Annotated in this window: 12 protein-coding genes; 5 read left to right on the top strand and 7 right to left on the bottom strand. The window is 73.4% G+C overall.

The annotated features are described in order from the left end of the window. Window positions 1-91: 91 nt before the first annotated feature. The 4 genes from BLW85_RS26715 to BLW85_RS26700 all read right to left on the bottom strand — a co-directional run bounded on the left by BLW85_RS26715 (window position 92) and on the right by BLW85_RS26700 (window position 4,368). A complete protein-coding gene (locus tag BLW85_RS26715; RefSeq protein WP_074993373.1) occupies window positions 92-595 on the bottom strand; it encodes an ATP-binding protein in 504 nt (167 codons plus the stop codon). A gap of 316 nt (window positions 596-911) precedes the next feature. Further along, window positions 912-1,679: an enoyl-CoA hydratase/isomerase family protein gene (locus BLW85_RS26710; protein ID WP_074993370.1), complete on the bottom strand. Its 768-nt coding sequence runs from the start codon at window positions 1,677-1,679 to the stop codon at window positions 912-914. A 78-nt stretch (window positions 1,680-1,757) separates the two neighbouring features. Continuing rightward, on the bottom strand, window positions 1,758-2,975 hold the full coding sequence (locus BLW85_RS26705) for a L,D-transpeptidase (RefSeq protein ID WP_208624902.1): 1,218 nt from the start codon (window positions 2,973-2,975) through the stop codon (window positions 1,758-1,760). Window positions 2,976-3,147: 172 nt separating this feature from the next. Beyond that, window positions 3,148-4,368, bottom strand: a complete 1,221-nt coding sequence (locus BLW85_RS26700; RefSeq protein WP_079172431.1) for a L,D-transpeptidase — start codon at window positions 4,366-4,368, stop codon at window positions 3,148-3,150. A 208-nt stretch (window positions 4,369-4,576) separates the two neighbouring features. Here BLW85_RS26700 and glgX point away from each other — a divergent pair, with 208 nt between their 5' ends. From glgX to BLW85_RS26675, 5 genes are all read left to right on the top strand, one after another. Continuing rightward, window positions 4,577-6,796 carry a glycogen debranching protein GlgX gene (glgX, locus tag BLW85_RS26695; protein ID WP_074993365.1) on the top strand — a complete coding sequence of 740 codons (2,220 nt, stop codon included), beginning with the start codon at window positions 4,577-4,579 and terminating at the stop codon, window positions 6,794-6,796. A 112-nt stretch (window positions 6,797-6,908) separates the two neighbouring features. Next, window positions 6,909-7,415 (top strand): SigE family RNA polymerase sigma factor, encoded by a 507-nt coding sequence (locus BLW85_RS26690; RefSeq protein WP_070023107.1) that lies wholly within the window; start codon window positions 6,909-6,911, stop codon window positions 7,413-7,415. 8 nt (window positions 7,416-7,423) lie between these two features. Further along, a complete protein-coding gene (locus tag BLW85_RS26685) occupies window positions 7,424-7,891 on the top strand; it encodes a hypothetical protein (protein WP_143060468.1) in 468 nt (155 codons plus the stop codon). A gap of 14 nt (window positions 7,892-7,905) precedes the next feature. After that, a complete protein-coding gene (locus BLW85_RS26680; RefSeq protein ID WP_403421309.1) occupies window positions 7,906-8,709 on the top strand; it encodes a dolichyl-phosphate beta-glucosyltransferase in 804 nt (267 codons plus the stop codon). Then, window positions 8,706-9,947 (top strand): glycosyltransferase family 39 protein, encoded by a 1,242-nt coding sequence (locus tag BLW85_RS26675; RefSeq protein ID WP_074993362.1) that lies wholly within the window; start codon window positions 8,706-8,708, stop codon window positions 9,945-9,947. The genes BLW85_RS26680 and BLW85_RS26675 overlap by 4 nt, the downstream gene beginning before the upstream one ends. Here BLW85_RS26675 and BLW85_RS26670 read toward each other — a convergent pair. Genes BLW85_RS26670 through BLW85_RS26660 form a run of 3 tightly spaced genes read right to left on the bottom strand, consistent with a single transcriptional unit; the run spans window position 9,880 to window position 14,106 of the window. Then, complete coding sequence (locus tag BLW85_RS26670; protein ID WP_074993360.1) at window positions 9,880-10,473, bottom strand: GNAT family N-acetyltransferase; 594 nt, start codon at window positions 10,471-10,473, stop codon at window positions 9,880-9,882. The genes BLW85_RS26675 and BLW85_RS26670 overlap by 68 nt on opposite strands. Before the next feature lie 10 nt (window positions 10,474-10,483). Then, window positions 10,484-12,328: an ABC transporter ATP-binding protein gene (locus tag BLW85_RS26665; protein ID WP_074993358.1), complete on the bottom strand. Its 1,845-nt coding sequence runs from the start codon at window positions 12,326-12,328 to the stop codon at window positions 10,484-10,486. After that, entirely contained in the window at window positions 12,325-14,106 is a 1,782-nt protein-coding gene (locus tag BLW85_RS26660; protein WP_074993355.1) for an ABC transporter ATP-binding protein, read from the bottom strand. The genes BLW85_RS26665 and BLW85_RS26660 overlap by 4 nt, the downstream gene beginning before the upstream one ends. Window positions 14,107-14,110: the final 4 nt, after the last annotated feature.

Below are 14,110 nucleotides of genomic sequence, written 5' to 3'. Positions count from 1 at the left end.
GCGTCGCGCCACCGTGCCGCCGGCGGACCTCCCGGCGTCCGGCTCCCCCGGCGCCCGGCATCCCGGCGCCCGGCATCCCGGTGCGCGCCCCCTACCGGTCGCTCACCCGCATCTCGAACCACGTCGTCTTGCCGCGCGGCAGCAGATCGACGCCCCAGCGGTCGGAGAGCTTGTCGACCAGGAAGAGGCCGCGGCCGCTGACGTCCAGCTCCTGGACCGGCATCAGACAGGGCAGCCCGCGCGAGGGGTCGCGGACCTCGACCCGCGTCCAGCCGGGGCGGCAGCGCATCCGCAGCCCGAAGACCCGGGCGCCGGTGTGCCGTACGGCGTTGCCGACCAGTTCGGAGACGAGCAGGACGGTGTCCTCGGTCAGCTTGGGGCCCAGCCGCCAGGTGCGCAGTACGACGACCTGGGCGAGGCGGCGGGCGGTGGCGGCGGATTCCGGGCGGGACGGCAGCTGCACCTCGCGCTCCGTCGGATCGCCGAACAGTTCGAGCGCCTTGAGCGCCTGTTCGTCCTCGACCGTGGGCGACCAGCGTGCCGCGGACGCGCGGCTGTGTCCCCGCGGCTGTTCGATGCCCTCCAGCCCCGCCATGCCCCCATGATGGCCGTCCGGCGCCGTCTTGGTGGCCGTTCCGGAGGAATACGCCCCCCGCACGCCCCCGTCCCGCACCGCCCGACCGGCATATGCCGCTGGCACCTCAACGGTTGGCACACCCCGCCTGAGCTGCGATGACGGCTCACTTTCGGGCAATCGCCGGGCTCCCTCGACGTGACGGACTTAAGGGTGCCTTAAGGCTCCCATAATCCGCCCCATCGAGGGACGCGAATGAGACGACGCGTCAACTACGAGTGGACGCAAGGTAGTTCATTCAACTATCACCGTTCGTTGAACGCGAACTCCCCTCCGTTCACAGGAACTTGGCCTTGCCCGGCCCCTCCTCGACGAAGCTGCGCATGCCCCGCTCGCGGTCCTCGGTGGCGAACAGGCCCGCGAACCAGTTGCGCTCGACGGTGAGCCCGGTGTCGATGTCGGTCTCCAGACCGGCGTCGACGGCCTCCTTGGCGGCGCGCAGCGCGATGGCCGGGCCCTGGGCGAGCCGCGCGGCCCAGGCGTGCGCCTGCTCGTAGACCTCGGCGGCCGGGACGACCCGGTCCACCAGGCCGATCGCGAGGGCCTCGTCGGCCTTGACCATGCGGCCGGTGAAGATGAGGTCCTTGGCCTTGGAGGGGCCGACCAGGCGGGGCAGGCGCTGGGTGCCGCCGGCGCCCGGGATCAGGCCGAGCAGGATCTCGGGCTGGCCGAGCTTGGCGTTCTCGGCGGCGATGCGGTAGTCGGCGCACAGGGCGAGTTCGCAGCCGCCACCGAGCGCGTAGCCGGTGACGGCGGCGACGACGGGCTTGGGGATGCGGGCCACGGCGGTGAAGGAGTCCTGGAGGGCGCGGGCGCGCAGGACCATCGCGGTGTGGTCCATGTTCTGCATCTCCTTGATGTCCGCGCCCGCCGCGAACACCCGCTCCCCGCCGTAGATCACCACGGCGCGCACGTCCTCGCGGCGCGTGGCCTCCTCGGCGAGTTCCTTCAGCCGGTCCTGGGTGGCGACGTCCAGCGCGTTCATCGGGGGACGGTCCAGACGCAGGGTGCCGACGCCTTCGGCGACTTCGAGAGTGACGGTCATGCAGGTCAGGTTAACGGCGACTAACGGCGGCGGGCCCGGTGCCGTAGGTCACAGCACCGGGCCCGCACGCGGAGCGTCCTACTTCTTCCAGTCCGCCCAGGACATGTTCCAGCCGTTGAACCCGTTGCCCGGGTCCACGGTGCGCTCGTGGGAGCGCTTGACGACCACCACGTCCCCGATGATCGAGTGGTTGAAGAACCAGGCGGCCGGGGTCGAGGAGTCGTAGCCGCCCTTCACGTCGCGCAGGCCGATGCAGCCGTGGCTGGCGTTGTAGTTGCCGAAGGCGCCGCCGCCCCAGTAGTTGCCGTGGGCGAAGGTGCCGGAGGTGGTCAGGCGCATGGCGTGCGGGACGTCCTTGATGTCGTACTCGCCGCCGTAGCCGACCGTCTCGCCGTTCATCCGGGTCACGGTCAGCTTCTCGCTGATGACCATCTGGCCGTTCCAGGTGTCGTAGCCGGGCTTGCCGGTGGTGACCGGGAGGGTCTTGATCGTCTTGCCGTCCCGGGTGACCGTCATCGTGTGCTTGCTCGCGTCCACGACGGAGACCTGGCTGCGGCCGATGGTGAACTTCACGGTCTTGTGCTGCTTGCCGTAGACGCCGTCGCGGCCCTCGACGCCGTCCAGGTCGAGGTCGACGGTGACCTTGGTGCCGGCCTTCCAGTAGTGCTCGGGACGGAAGTCCAGGCGGTCGTTGCCGAACCAGTGGCCCTCGACGTCCACCGGCGGGTCGGTCTTGATCCTGATGGACTTCTCCACGGCGTCCGGGTGGGTGATGCCCCGGGTGAAGTTGACGGAGAACGGCATCCCGACGCCGACGGTGGAACCGTCGTCCGGGGTGAAGTTGCCGACGAAGGTGCTCTTCGGCGTGAGGGTGGTGAAGCTGGATTCCTTGGCGGTCGCGCGTCCGTCGGTGTCCTTGGCGACCGCGTGCACGGTGTACCTGGTGCCGGCCGCCAGATGCGAGGACGGCGTCCAGGTGGTGCCGCCGCCGGTGATGCCGCCGGCGACCGTCGCGCCCTTGGCGTCCTTGACGGTGACCTCGGTGAGCTTGCCCCGGGCCGCGCTGACCTTGAGCGCTCCGCTGGTGTCGACGTCCGTGGCGCCCGCGGCGGGCGCGATGCTGACGGCGGCGGTGGACGCCCTGCCCTGCTGGGTCGTGGCGCCCTTGTCCTTGCCGGCGTCCTTGCCGCCGCCGCAGGCCGCGAGCGACAGCACCAGCGCGCCGGCTATGAGCCCCCCTGCCGCGCGCCCCCGCCGCCCCGCCACCGACGCCCCCGATATCGGCCGCACGTTCAAGTTGTTCTCCCCTCGCCGGGCCTGCTCGGCCCGCTCCCCACCACATCGGTGCGCGCATATTAACTGCCCGTGTTTGAGCGGGGTGTCAGGCGTAGGTCACTGTTCCGTCGCAACTTCCGCCCGGCACCCGCACCGTCCCCCCGCGCGCCGCCGTGTGGCCGTTCCCCCGGGGTCACTTCACCGCGGCACCCGCCTTCCACGCCGCCCAGGTCATGTTCCAGCCGCTCAGGCCGTTGCCCGGGTCGACGGTCTTGTCCCGGCTGTTGACGATCTCGACGACGTCACCGATCAGGCTGCGGTCGAAGAACCACCCGGCGGGCGTGTCCGAGCTGCCGCCCTGGACGTCCCTGAGGCCCACGCAGCCGTGACTGACGTTGGAGACGCCGGGCGCGGTCGGGTCCCAGTAGTTGCCGTGCAGGAAGGTGCCGGAGTCGGTGAGCCGCATGGCGTGCGGGACGTCGGGGATGTCGTACTCGCCGCCGAAGCCGACCGTCTGACCGTTCATCCGGGTCTCCTCCAGCATGTCCATCACCACCATCTTCCCGTTGTAGGTGGGGGTGTCGGGGGCGCCCGCGGTGATCGGGACGGTGGCCAGCGGCCGGCCGTCGCGCCGCACCTCCATGGTGTGCGCCGCCGCGTCGACCAAGGAGGTCTGGCTGCGCCCGATGGTGAAGGAGAACGACTTGGCCTGGAGCCCGTAGACGCCCTTGGCGGCCTCGACGTCGCGCAGGCCCAGGTCGACGGTGACCTTGGTGCCCGGCTTCCAGTACCGCTCGGGCCGGAAGTCCAGCCGGTTCTTGCCGAACCAGTGCGGGCGGATCTCCACCGGGGGCCGCGCGCTCACGCGCACCGCGCGTTCGACGGCGGCCTTGTTCACGATGTCCGTGCTGAAGGCCAGGGAGACGATCATCCCGGTGCCGACGACGGAGCGGTCCTCGGGGGTGGCGTAGGCGATGAACCGCTTGTCGGGGACGTAGGTGGTGAACCAGGTGTGCCGGGCCGAGCGGTGGCCCGCGGAGTCCAGCGCCACCGCGTCCACGGTGTATCTGGCGGCGAGCGCCAGCCGGTCGTCGTCCGGCTGCCAGGTCAGCCCGTCGGTGCTCAGGTGCCCGGAGACCGGGGTGGCCCGCGCGTCCTGCTCCTTGACGACCTTCACCTTCTCCAGGCGCCCGTCGGGCACCCGTACCCGCAGCCGCCGGTTCCGCGGGACGGCCGTGCTGCCGTCGTCGGGGGTGACGCGGATCGCGTCCCGGGGTGCCGGTGTTCCGCCGGACCCACCGCCGAGGCCCAGCGGGCCCGCGCCCGCGGAGCATCCGGCCAGCAGTCCAACCCATGTCAGTACGGCGGCCAGTGCGCCCGCCGCGCGCCGTGCGCGTCCATTTACGTGCCTCACGCGGTACCCAACGACGGGGCACGCTTCCGGGAAACGTGAGTGCGAGCCATGCGGTGGGCAGAACAGTGGGAAGGACGACACGTCAGGGAAGCCGCGCCCGCACCGAAGCCGCCGGGCCGTGGCCGCACCGGGTGGCCGAAGGGGCCGGCGGCCCGGCGCGGCGGCCCGCGCCGCTCCCGGGCCGAGCCACGGGAAGAGGGGCCGACAGGTGACGAGCGCAGCCGAGCAGCGGGCACCGGCCACGGCGCCCTCCACGAACGGCGTCCGGCGTGCCGCGGTGCCCGCCCCGGTGGTGTGGCCGGGGTCGCCCACACCGCTGGGGGCCCGTTTCCGGACGGGTCCGGACGGGGTGGCGGGCACCAACTTCGCGCTGTGGGCGGCGGGCGCGGAGGCGGTACGGGTGTGCCTGTTCGACGCGGAGGGCCGGGAGACCCGGATCCCGCTGACCGAGCTGACGCACGAGATCTGGCACGGCTTCGTGCCCGGGGTGCTGCCGGGGCAGCGGTACGGCTACCGGGTGGACGGCCGCTGGGACCCGTGGACCGGCGCCCGCTGGAACCCGGCGAAGCTGCTCCTGGACCCGTACGCGCGTGCGGTGGACGGCGAGTTCACGCTGCCGCCGCAGGTGTACGGGCATGTGCGGGACTGGCCGGAACAGCATGTCGCCGACACCGTGCGCGACGAGCGGGACTCGGCGCCGTACGTCCCGAAGGGCGTCGTCGTCCACGATGACGACGACTGGTCCGACGACCGCCGCCCCAAGACGCCGTGGGCGGACTCGGTCATCTACGAACTGCACGTGCGCGGCTTCACCAAGCTGCACCCGGACATCCCCGAGGAGCTGCGCGGCACCTACGCGGGACTCGCCCATCCGGCCGCCGTCGAGCACCTGGTGAAGCTGGGCGTCACCGCCGTGGAGCTGCTGCCGGTGCACCAGTTCGCGCACGAGGACCACCTGCTGCGCCGGGGCCTTGGCAACTACTGGGGCTACAACTCCATCGGCTACTTCGCCCCGCACGCGGCCTACGCGGCCACCGGGACGACCGGGGCGCAGGTGGGCGAGTTCAAGCGGATGGTGCGCGCGCTGCACGCGGCCGGCATCGAGGTCATCCTCGACGTGGTCTACAACCACACCGCGGAGGCGGGCGAGCTGGGCCCGACGCTGTCCCTGAAGGGCATCGACAACCGCGGCTACTACCGGCTCCAGGGCGACGCCCGCCGCTACGCCGACTACACCGGCTGCGGCAACACCCTGCACGTGGTGCGGCCCCAGGTGCTGCGGCTGATCACCGACTCGCTGCGGTACTGGGTGACCGAGATGGGCGTGGACGGCTTCCGCTTCGACCTGGCGGCGGCGCTGGCCCGCTCCATGCACGACGTGGACATGCTCTCCCCGTTCCTCGCGGTGATCGCCCAGGACCCGGTGCTGCGCCGGGTCAAACTCATCGCCGAGCCCTGGGACATCGGCTCCGGCGGCTACCAGGTGGGCGCCTTCCCGCCGCTGTGGGCGGAGTGGAACGACCGCTACCGCAACGCCGTGCGGGACTTCTGGCGGCACGCGCTGCCCGACGTGCGCGAGATGGGCTACCGGCTGTCCGGCTCCAGCGACCTGTACGCCTGGGGCGGCCGGCGCCCCTACGCGTCGGTCAACTTCATCACCGCGCACGACGGCTTCACGCTGCGCGACCTGGTGTCGTACGAGCGCAAGCACAACGAGGCCAACGGGGAGGAGAACCGGGACGGCACCGACGACAACCGGTCCTGGAACTGCGGGGCGGAGGGCGAGAGCGACGACGAGGCGGTGCGCGCCCTGCGCCGCCGCCAGCTGCGCAATCTGCTCACGACCCTGCTGCTGTCCACGGGGGTGCCCATGCTGGTGGCCGGCGACGAACTCGGCCGCACCCAGGGCGGCAACAACAACGCCTACTGCCAGGACAACCCGACCAGCTGGCTGGACTGGTCGCTGCTGGCCGAGCCCGGCTGGCGGGCCCTGTACGACCTCACCGCGCGGCTGATCGGGCTGCGCCACCGGCACCCGGTGCTGCGTCGCCGCGCCTTCTTCTCCGGCCGGGCACAGAGCGCGGACGGGCTGCGGGACCTGGCGTGGTTCACGGCGCGCGGGGCGGAGATGACCGAGGGCGACTGGTACGCGCCCGCCGCCACCCTCGGCATGTACCTCTCCGGGCGGGACATCCCGGGCCGCGACGAGCGGGGCGCGCCGGTGACGGACGACAGCTTCCTCGCCGTGCTGCACGCGGGCGAGCGGCCGACGGGCTTCGTGCTGCCGGGCCCGCCGTGGGCCGAGCGGTACGAGGTGGTGGTGGACACCTCCCGCGAGGACCAGGCCGGTGCGCCGGGCACGGTGCTCGCGGCGGGCACGGAGCTGACGGTGCCGGGGCGGACGGTGCTGCTGCTGCGGGTGATGTGACGGCGGGGGTCTGCCACGCGTGACGTGGATCACGCCCGCCGGGTGCAGCGTACGAGGGGTTCCAGGGCCTTTCCCCTTGTGAAGAACGCCGGCGAGAACGGGGACCGTGGGAATGGAGCAGGCTCGGGCCGGTGAGTACGACGCGTTCGTGGCGGCCCGCTGGTCGGTCCTGTGCCACCTGGCCCGTCTGCTCACCGGGGGCGATCGGCACCGTGCCGAGGACCTGTTGCAGGAGGCCCTGGTCAAGCTGTGGTTCGCCTGGCCGCGGGTGGCCGACGAGGCGCCGGAGGCGTATGTGCGCACGGTGCTGGCGCGGGCCGCGGCCCGCTCGGCCCGCCGGCGCTGGTGGGGCGAGCGGCCGGTGGAGGAGCTGCCCGAGGTGGCGGCGGCCGGTGATCTGTCGGCGACCGTGGCCGAACGCTCCCGGCTGGAGGCGGCGCTGGCCCGGCTGACGCCGCGGCAGCGGGCCGCCGTCGTGCTGCGCTACTACCAGGACCTGCCGGACCGGCAGGTCGCCCAGACGCTGGGCTGCCCGGTGGGCACCGCCCGGTCCCATGCCGCGCGCGGGGTGGCCCGGCTGCGGCAACTGCTGTCGGACGTCATCGAGCCGGTGGGGTGAGAGGGGTCATGAAGCCCGGGAGTCATGTGGACGAGATCGACGGCGGGGACGGATTCGAGCGGCGGCTGGCGACGCTGATGCACGGCACGCTGCGGCCGGCCCCGTTCGAGCCCCGGCACCGCGAGCGGCTGCGCGCGGGAGTGCGTGCCCGCCGCCGGGTGCGCGCGGTGTACCGGGCCGCGGGCTCGGCGGCGGTGGTGGCGGGGCTCGGGCTCGGCCTGTTCCTGTGGCCGCACGGGCACACCGAGAACCTGCCGGGCGCGCCGGTGCCGGGGCCCGCCACCAGTCCGGCCCCCGGGCCGTCCGTCTCCCGGACGCCCTCGCCGGCCACGCCGCCCCCGAGCCCGCCCGGCGCCTCGCCCGGTTCGACGCCGACCGACCGGCCGAGTTCGACGCCGACCACGTCGTACCCGCCGGCCGGCCCCACGACGAGCATCGCGCCGCCGCCCACCGCCACCATGTCCGCCCACCGTTGACGGGGAACCACCTGATGAACCTCCGACCGGGCCGGGTCCCGGCCCCGGCGCTCCGGCGCGCCCCGCTGCCCACGCACCACGACGAGCCCGTACTGGACGTGGTCGTGCCGGTGTTCAACGAGGAGAAGGACCTGGCGCCGAACGTCCGCAGGCTGCACGCCCACCTGCGGGACACGTTCCCGTACCCCTACCGGATCACGATCGCCGACAACGCGAGCACCGACCGCACCCCGCTCATCGCCGCCGAGCTGGCCTCCGACATCGCGGAGGTGACCTCGCTGCGGCTGCCCCGCAAGGGCCGCGGCCGGGCGCTGCGGGCGGCCTGGTCGGGTTCGCGGGCGCCCGTGCTCGCGTATCTGGACGTCGATCTGTCCACCGGTCTGACGGCGTTGCTGCCGCTGGTCGCCCCGCTGATATCGGGCCACTCCGACCTGGCCATCGGCACCCGGCTGGCGAGCGGCGCCCGGGTGGTGCGCGGCCCCAAGCGCGAGGTCATCTCGCGCTGCTACAACACGCTGCTGCGCTGCACGCTCGCCGTCGGCTTCTCGGACGCGCAGTGCGGGTTCAAGGCGGTGCGGCGCGAGGCCGCCGAGCGGCTGCTGCCGCTGGTGCGGGACGGCGAGTGGTTCTTCGACACCGAGCTGCTGGTGCTGGCCGAGCGGGCCGGGCTCAGGATCCACGAGGTGCCGGTGGACTGGGTGGACGACCCGGACAGCAGCGTCGACATCCTCGCCACCGCGCTGGCCGACCTGCGTGGCATCGTCCGGATGCGGCGCACCCTGGCCGCGGCCCGCCGCCGCCAGGGTGCGGCCCTGTGACCGCGACCCTGCCGCGCCCGCGGCCCCTCGCCCCGGCCACCGGGCCCGGCTCCCGGTTCCGGGCGGCGGCCCGCCGGCACGGCCCGGTGCTCGCCCTGTTCGGGGCACTGAAGCTGACCGGTTTCTGCTCGTTCATGTACCTGCTGTCCTCCGCCGGGGACTACCGCGCCAAGGACCCCCGGTTCGGCGGCGGCGCGCACGCCTGGGACGTGCTGGCCACCTGGGACGGCTGGTGGTACCAGCAGATCGCGCTGCACGGGTACGACCCGAAGCTGGTCCCCGTGCCGGGCGCCACCGGTCTGATCACGCTGGAGGGCAACTCGGCGGCGTTCTTCCCGCTGTACCCCGCGCTGATGCGGCTGACCTCCGCGGTGACCGGACTCGGCGCGTACGGCGCCGGAATGCTGGTGTCGGTCCTCGCGTCCTTCGCGGCGGCGCTCGGCGTCCACGCGGTGGCGGAACGCTTCGGCGGCCGGCGTGCCGGGCTGGCCGCGGCCGGGCTGTGGGCGGTGTGGCCGGGCTCGGGCGTGGAGTGGGCGGTCTACTCCGACTCCCTCTACGTGGCCCTGGCCGCCTGGGCCTGCCACGCCGTGCTGACCCGGCGCTGGCTCACCGCCGGGGTGCTCGCCTTCGCGGCCGGCCTGAACCGGCCCACGGCCGGCGCGCTGATCGCCGCGCTCGCCGTGGCCGCGCTGCTGGCGCTGCGCCGCCGCGAGGACGGGGTGCTGCGCCCGCTGCTCGCGCTGGCCGTCGCCCCGCTCGGGCTGCTCGGCTATCTGCTGTGGGTCGGCGACCGGATGGGCGACCTCGGCGGTTACTTCAAGCTCCAGTCGGGCGCGTGGGCGCACAGCTTCGACTTCGGCAGCCAGACCCTGGACGTGCTGACCTCGGTGCCGGTGGGCCACTTCGGCGGCTATCTGTTCGCGTACCCGTTCGCGGACATGATCGGGGTCGCCGTCGTGGTGCTCGCCTTCGCGCTGCTGCCGCTGCTGCTGCGGCTGCGCCCGCCGGCGGTGCTGGTCGTGTACACCGTGCTGACCCTCGCGCTGGTCCTCGGCAGCCAGCAGATCTTCGCCAACGTCTCGCGCTATCTGCTGCCCTGTTTCCCGCTGTTCCTGCCGCTCGCCACGGCCCTGCGCCGGCTCTCCCTGCCCGCGCTGTGCACCCTGCTCACGGTGGCGGCGCTGGCCTCCGGCTCGTACGCGGGGTACGCGCTGTTCGAGCTGGGAGTGCCGTGACCGTGCCCCGCCACAGCACCTCGCCCTCGTCCACCCGGTCCGTCGCGCGCAGCCCGAGCGACCGGGCGATGCCGGCCGACGCCCGGTGCCCGGGGTGGATGTGGGCGGTCAGTGTCTCCACCCCGTGGTCGCCCAGCCAGCGGGCCATGGCCAGGGCCCCTTCGCCGCCGTAGCCCCGGCCCTGGTGGGCGACGCCGGTCACCCAGGCCAGTTCGGCTACCGGACCGCCCCGCTCGGGGCGGGAGAGGGTGGCCTGGACGGTGCCGACGAGCCGCCCGTCGGCGAGCCGCCGCAGCATCCAGTTCAGCCAGCCGTGCCGGCCGTCCGGGGACCGCCCGACCGACTGCCGCCGGTACTTCGCCTCCAGCTCGTCGAGGGTGCACGGCGCCCCGCCGGTCCATTCGTGCAGGCGTACGTCGTCGAGGAGGGTGACGGCCTCGCGGGCGTGCTCCACCCGCAGCGGTTCGAGGCGCAGGCGGGCCGTCGTCACGGGGGTGGCGCTCGGCCAGAGCGGGGTGTCGGTCACGGGTTCCCGCTCAGGCCAGGCTGTCCCGCCAGGCCTTGTGCAGGCCCGCGAAGTTCCCGCTGCCGGCGACGAGTTCGGCGGGGCGGCCGTCCTCGATGATCCGGCCCTCGGCCATCACCAGGACGCGGTCGGCGATCTCGACGGTGGACAGGCGGTGCGCGATGACGACGGCGGTACGGCCGCGCAGCACCGTGGACATCGCGCGCTGCACGGCCCGTTCGCCGGGGATGTCGAGGGAACTGGTGGCCTCGTCCAGGATCAGGACGGCCGGGTCGGCGAGCAACGCCCGGGCGAACGCGACGAGTTGGCGCTGACCGGCGGAGATGCGGCCGCCGCGCTTGCGGACGTCGGTGTCGTAGCCGTCGGGCAGGGCGCTGATGAACTCGTGGGCGCCGATGACCTTCGCGGCCCGTTCGATCTCCGCCCGGCTCGCGTCCGGGCGGCCGATCGCGATGTTGTCGGCGACCGTGCCGGAGAACAGGAACGCCTCCTGGGTGACCATCACCACCCCGCGCCGCAGCTCGGCCGTGGGCAGGTCGCGCAGGTCCACCCCGTCCAGCAGCACCCTTCCTTCGGTGGGGTCGTAGAAGCGGGCGAGCAGCTTGGCCAGCGTGGACTTGCCCGCGCCTGTGGAGCCGACGACGGCCACCGTCTGCCCGGCCGGGAGGGTCAGGTCGAAGCGGGGCAGCACCTCGCCGCCGGTGCGGTAGGCGAAGCGGACCCCCTCGAAGACCACCTCGCGGCCCGGGAAGTCCCGCGCGGCGGCCGGGAGTTCGCGCGGCTCGCGGGGTTCGGGCACCGACGGCGTCTGCGCCAGCAGGCCCGCGATCTTCTCCAGGGAGGCGGCGGCCGACTGGTAGGAGTTGAGGAACATGCCGAGCCGGTCGATCGGGTCGTACAGCCGGCGCAGGTACAGCACGGCCGCCGCCAGCACGCCCAGCTCCAGCGTGCCGTCCGCCACCCGGTAGGCGCCCCAGAGCACGATCCCCGCGACCGCCGTGTTGGCGACCAGCCGGGAGCCCACCACATAGCGGGCCATCTCCAGCAGCGAGTCGCCGTTGGCCCGTTCGTGCCGGCGGTTGAGCACCGCGAACTCGGCGTCGTTGGCGGCCTCCCGGCGGAACGCGCGCACCGGCCGGATGCCGTTCATCGTCTCCACGAACTTCACGATCACCGCCGCGATCGCCGTGGAGCGCACCCTGAAGACCCGTCCCGCGCGCCGCTGGTAGAGCCGGACCAGGAAGTACAGCGGCACGAAGGAGGCCACCGCGACCGCGCCGAGCCCGAGGTCCAGCCAGAGCAGCATGGCCGCGATGTAGACGAACGACAGCACGACCGTGACCAGTTCCTGGAGCCCCTCCTCCAGGAGTTCGCGCAGGGACTCGACGTCCGTGGTGGAGCGGGAGATCAGCCGCCCGGAGGTGTACCGCTCGTGGAAGTCGACGCTCAGCGCCTGTGCGTGCCGGAAGATGCGTCCGCGCAGGTCGAGCAGGACGTCCTGGCTGACCCGCGCGGAGGTCTGGACGAACGCGACCTGGAGTCCGCCGGAGACCAGCGCGCACAGCAGATAGCCGGCGCCCACCGCGATCAGCGGCCCGTGCCGGTGGTCGCGGAACGCCGGTACGGCGCGGTCGATGGCGTACGCCACCAGCAGCGGGCCCGCCTGCACCGCCGCCTGCTGGAGCAGCAGCAGGGTGCTGGTGAGGGCGACGCGGGCCCGCATCGGGGCGAGCAGGGAGCGCAGCAGGGCGGCCGTGGCGCCGGGCGGGGTGGGCAGGACGTCCCGGTCGAAGGGGTCGTCGCCGTCCCGGCCGCCGGGCGGCGCGGTGGTGTTCGCGGGGGTGGGGGCGGTCAACGGGAGTCCTCCTGTTCCCCGGACATGAGGTGGGCGTACTCGGCGTTGCCGCGCAGTAGTTCCTGGTGGGTGCCGACGGCGGCGATCCGGCCGCCGGACAGCAGGGCGACCCGGTCGGCGAGCAGCACGGTGGAGGGGCGGTGGGCCACGATCAGCGCGGTGGTGTCGGCGAGCACCCGGCGCAGCGCGGCCTCCACGGCGGCCTCGGTGTGCACGTCCAGGGCGGACAGGGGGTCGTCCAGTACCAGGAACTCCGGCCGGCCGACGACCGCGCGGGCCAGCGCGAGCCGCTGGCGCTGGCCGCCGGACAGGCTCAGGCCCTGCTCGCCGACCCGGGTGCCGGTGCCCTGCGGGAGGGCGTGGGCGAAGTCGGCCTGGGCGATGGCGAGGGCGCGGTCGAGCTCGGCCGCGCCGGTCCCCTCCGGGGCGCCCATCAGGACGTTCTCGCCGACGGTCGTGGAGAACAGGGTCGGTTCCTCGAAGGCCACGGCGACCTTCTTCCGCAGTTCCTCGCGGGGCATCTCGGTGATGTCGACGCCGTTCAGGGTGATCCGGCCCGAGGTGATCTCGTGCAGGCGGGGGACGAGGGAGGTGAGCGTGGTCTTGCCGCTGCCGGTGGCGCCGACCAGCGCCATGGACTCGCCGGGGCGGATGTGGAGGTCGATGCCGGTCAGCAGGGGCGGGGAGTCGGGGGGCGCGTCGGGGTAGCGGAACCGGACGCCCTCGAAGCGCAGCCCGTCGCCCGGCCTGCCCCGGCCGGTGGTCCGGGCCGGGACCCGCCGGTCCTCCGGCTCCTCGTCCATCGCCTCGAAGTACCGCTCGGTGGCGGTCGCGGCCTCCTGGCTCATCGCCAGCAGGAACCCGATGGAGTCGACCGGCCAGCGCAGCGCGAGCGCCGTGCTGAGGAAGGCCACCAGCGTCCCCGCCGACAGTCCCCCGTCGGCGACCCGCACCACGCCCAGCACCAGCGCCGCCCCGATCGCCAGCTCGGGCAGCGTGACGATGACCCCCCAGATCGTCGCCAGCAGCCGTGCCTTGTGCAGTTCGGTGCCGCGCAGTTCGGCACAGAGGGCGGAGAACGCCCGCGTCTGGGCGCGGTGCCGCCCGAACCCCTTGACGATGCGGATGCCGAGCACGCTCTCCTCGACCAGCGTGGTCAGATCGCCCACCTGGTCCTGCGCCCGCCTGGCCGCCCGCGCGTACCGCCCCTCGAAGACCACGCACGTCCACAGCACCGGAACGGCGGGCCCGAGCACGACCAGCCCGAGCACCCAGTCCTGGGCGAGCATGATGGCCACCCCGACGAGGATCGTGACGCCGTTGACCAGCAGGAAGGTCAGCGGAAAGGCGAGGAACATGCGCAGCAGCATCAGGTCGGTGGTGCCGCGCGACAGCAACTGGCCGGAGGCCCAGCGGTCGTGGAAGGCGACCGGCAGCCGTTGCAGGTGCCGGTAGAGCGAGGACCGCATGTCCGCCTCGACGCGCGACAGCGGCCGGGCCACCAGCCAGCGCCGGACGCCGAACAGCACGGCCTCGGCGATCCCGAGCAGCAGCAGGTACAGCGCGCCGAGCCAGACCCCGGCCGGGTCCCGGCCGGCCACCGGGCCGTCCACCATCCACTTGAGGACGAGCGGGATCACCAGCCCCGTGCAGGAGGCGACGACCGCCACGAAGGCGGCCGTGCACAGCCGGGCGCGCACGGGCCGCACATACGGCCACAGCCGCAGCAGGGTGCGTACGGCGGAGCGGTCCTGGGTGGTTGCGGGTGTCGTGGGCATCACA

Origin of the sequence: Streptomyces misionensis, assembly GCF_900104815.1 — a bacterium.
Lineage (GTDB): Bacteria > Actinomycetota > Actinomycetes > Streptomycetales > Streptomycetaceae > Streptomyces > Streptomyces misionensis.
The sequence above is the reverse complement of the archived record's forward strand: the minus strand, read 5'-3'. Positions and strand labels throughout refer to the sequence as shown.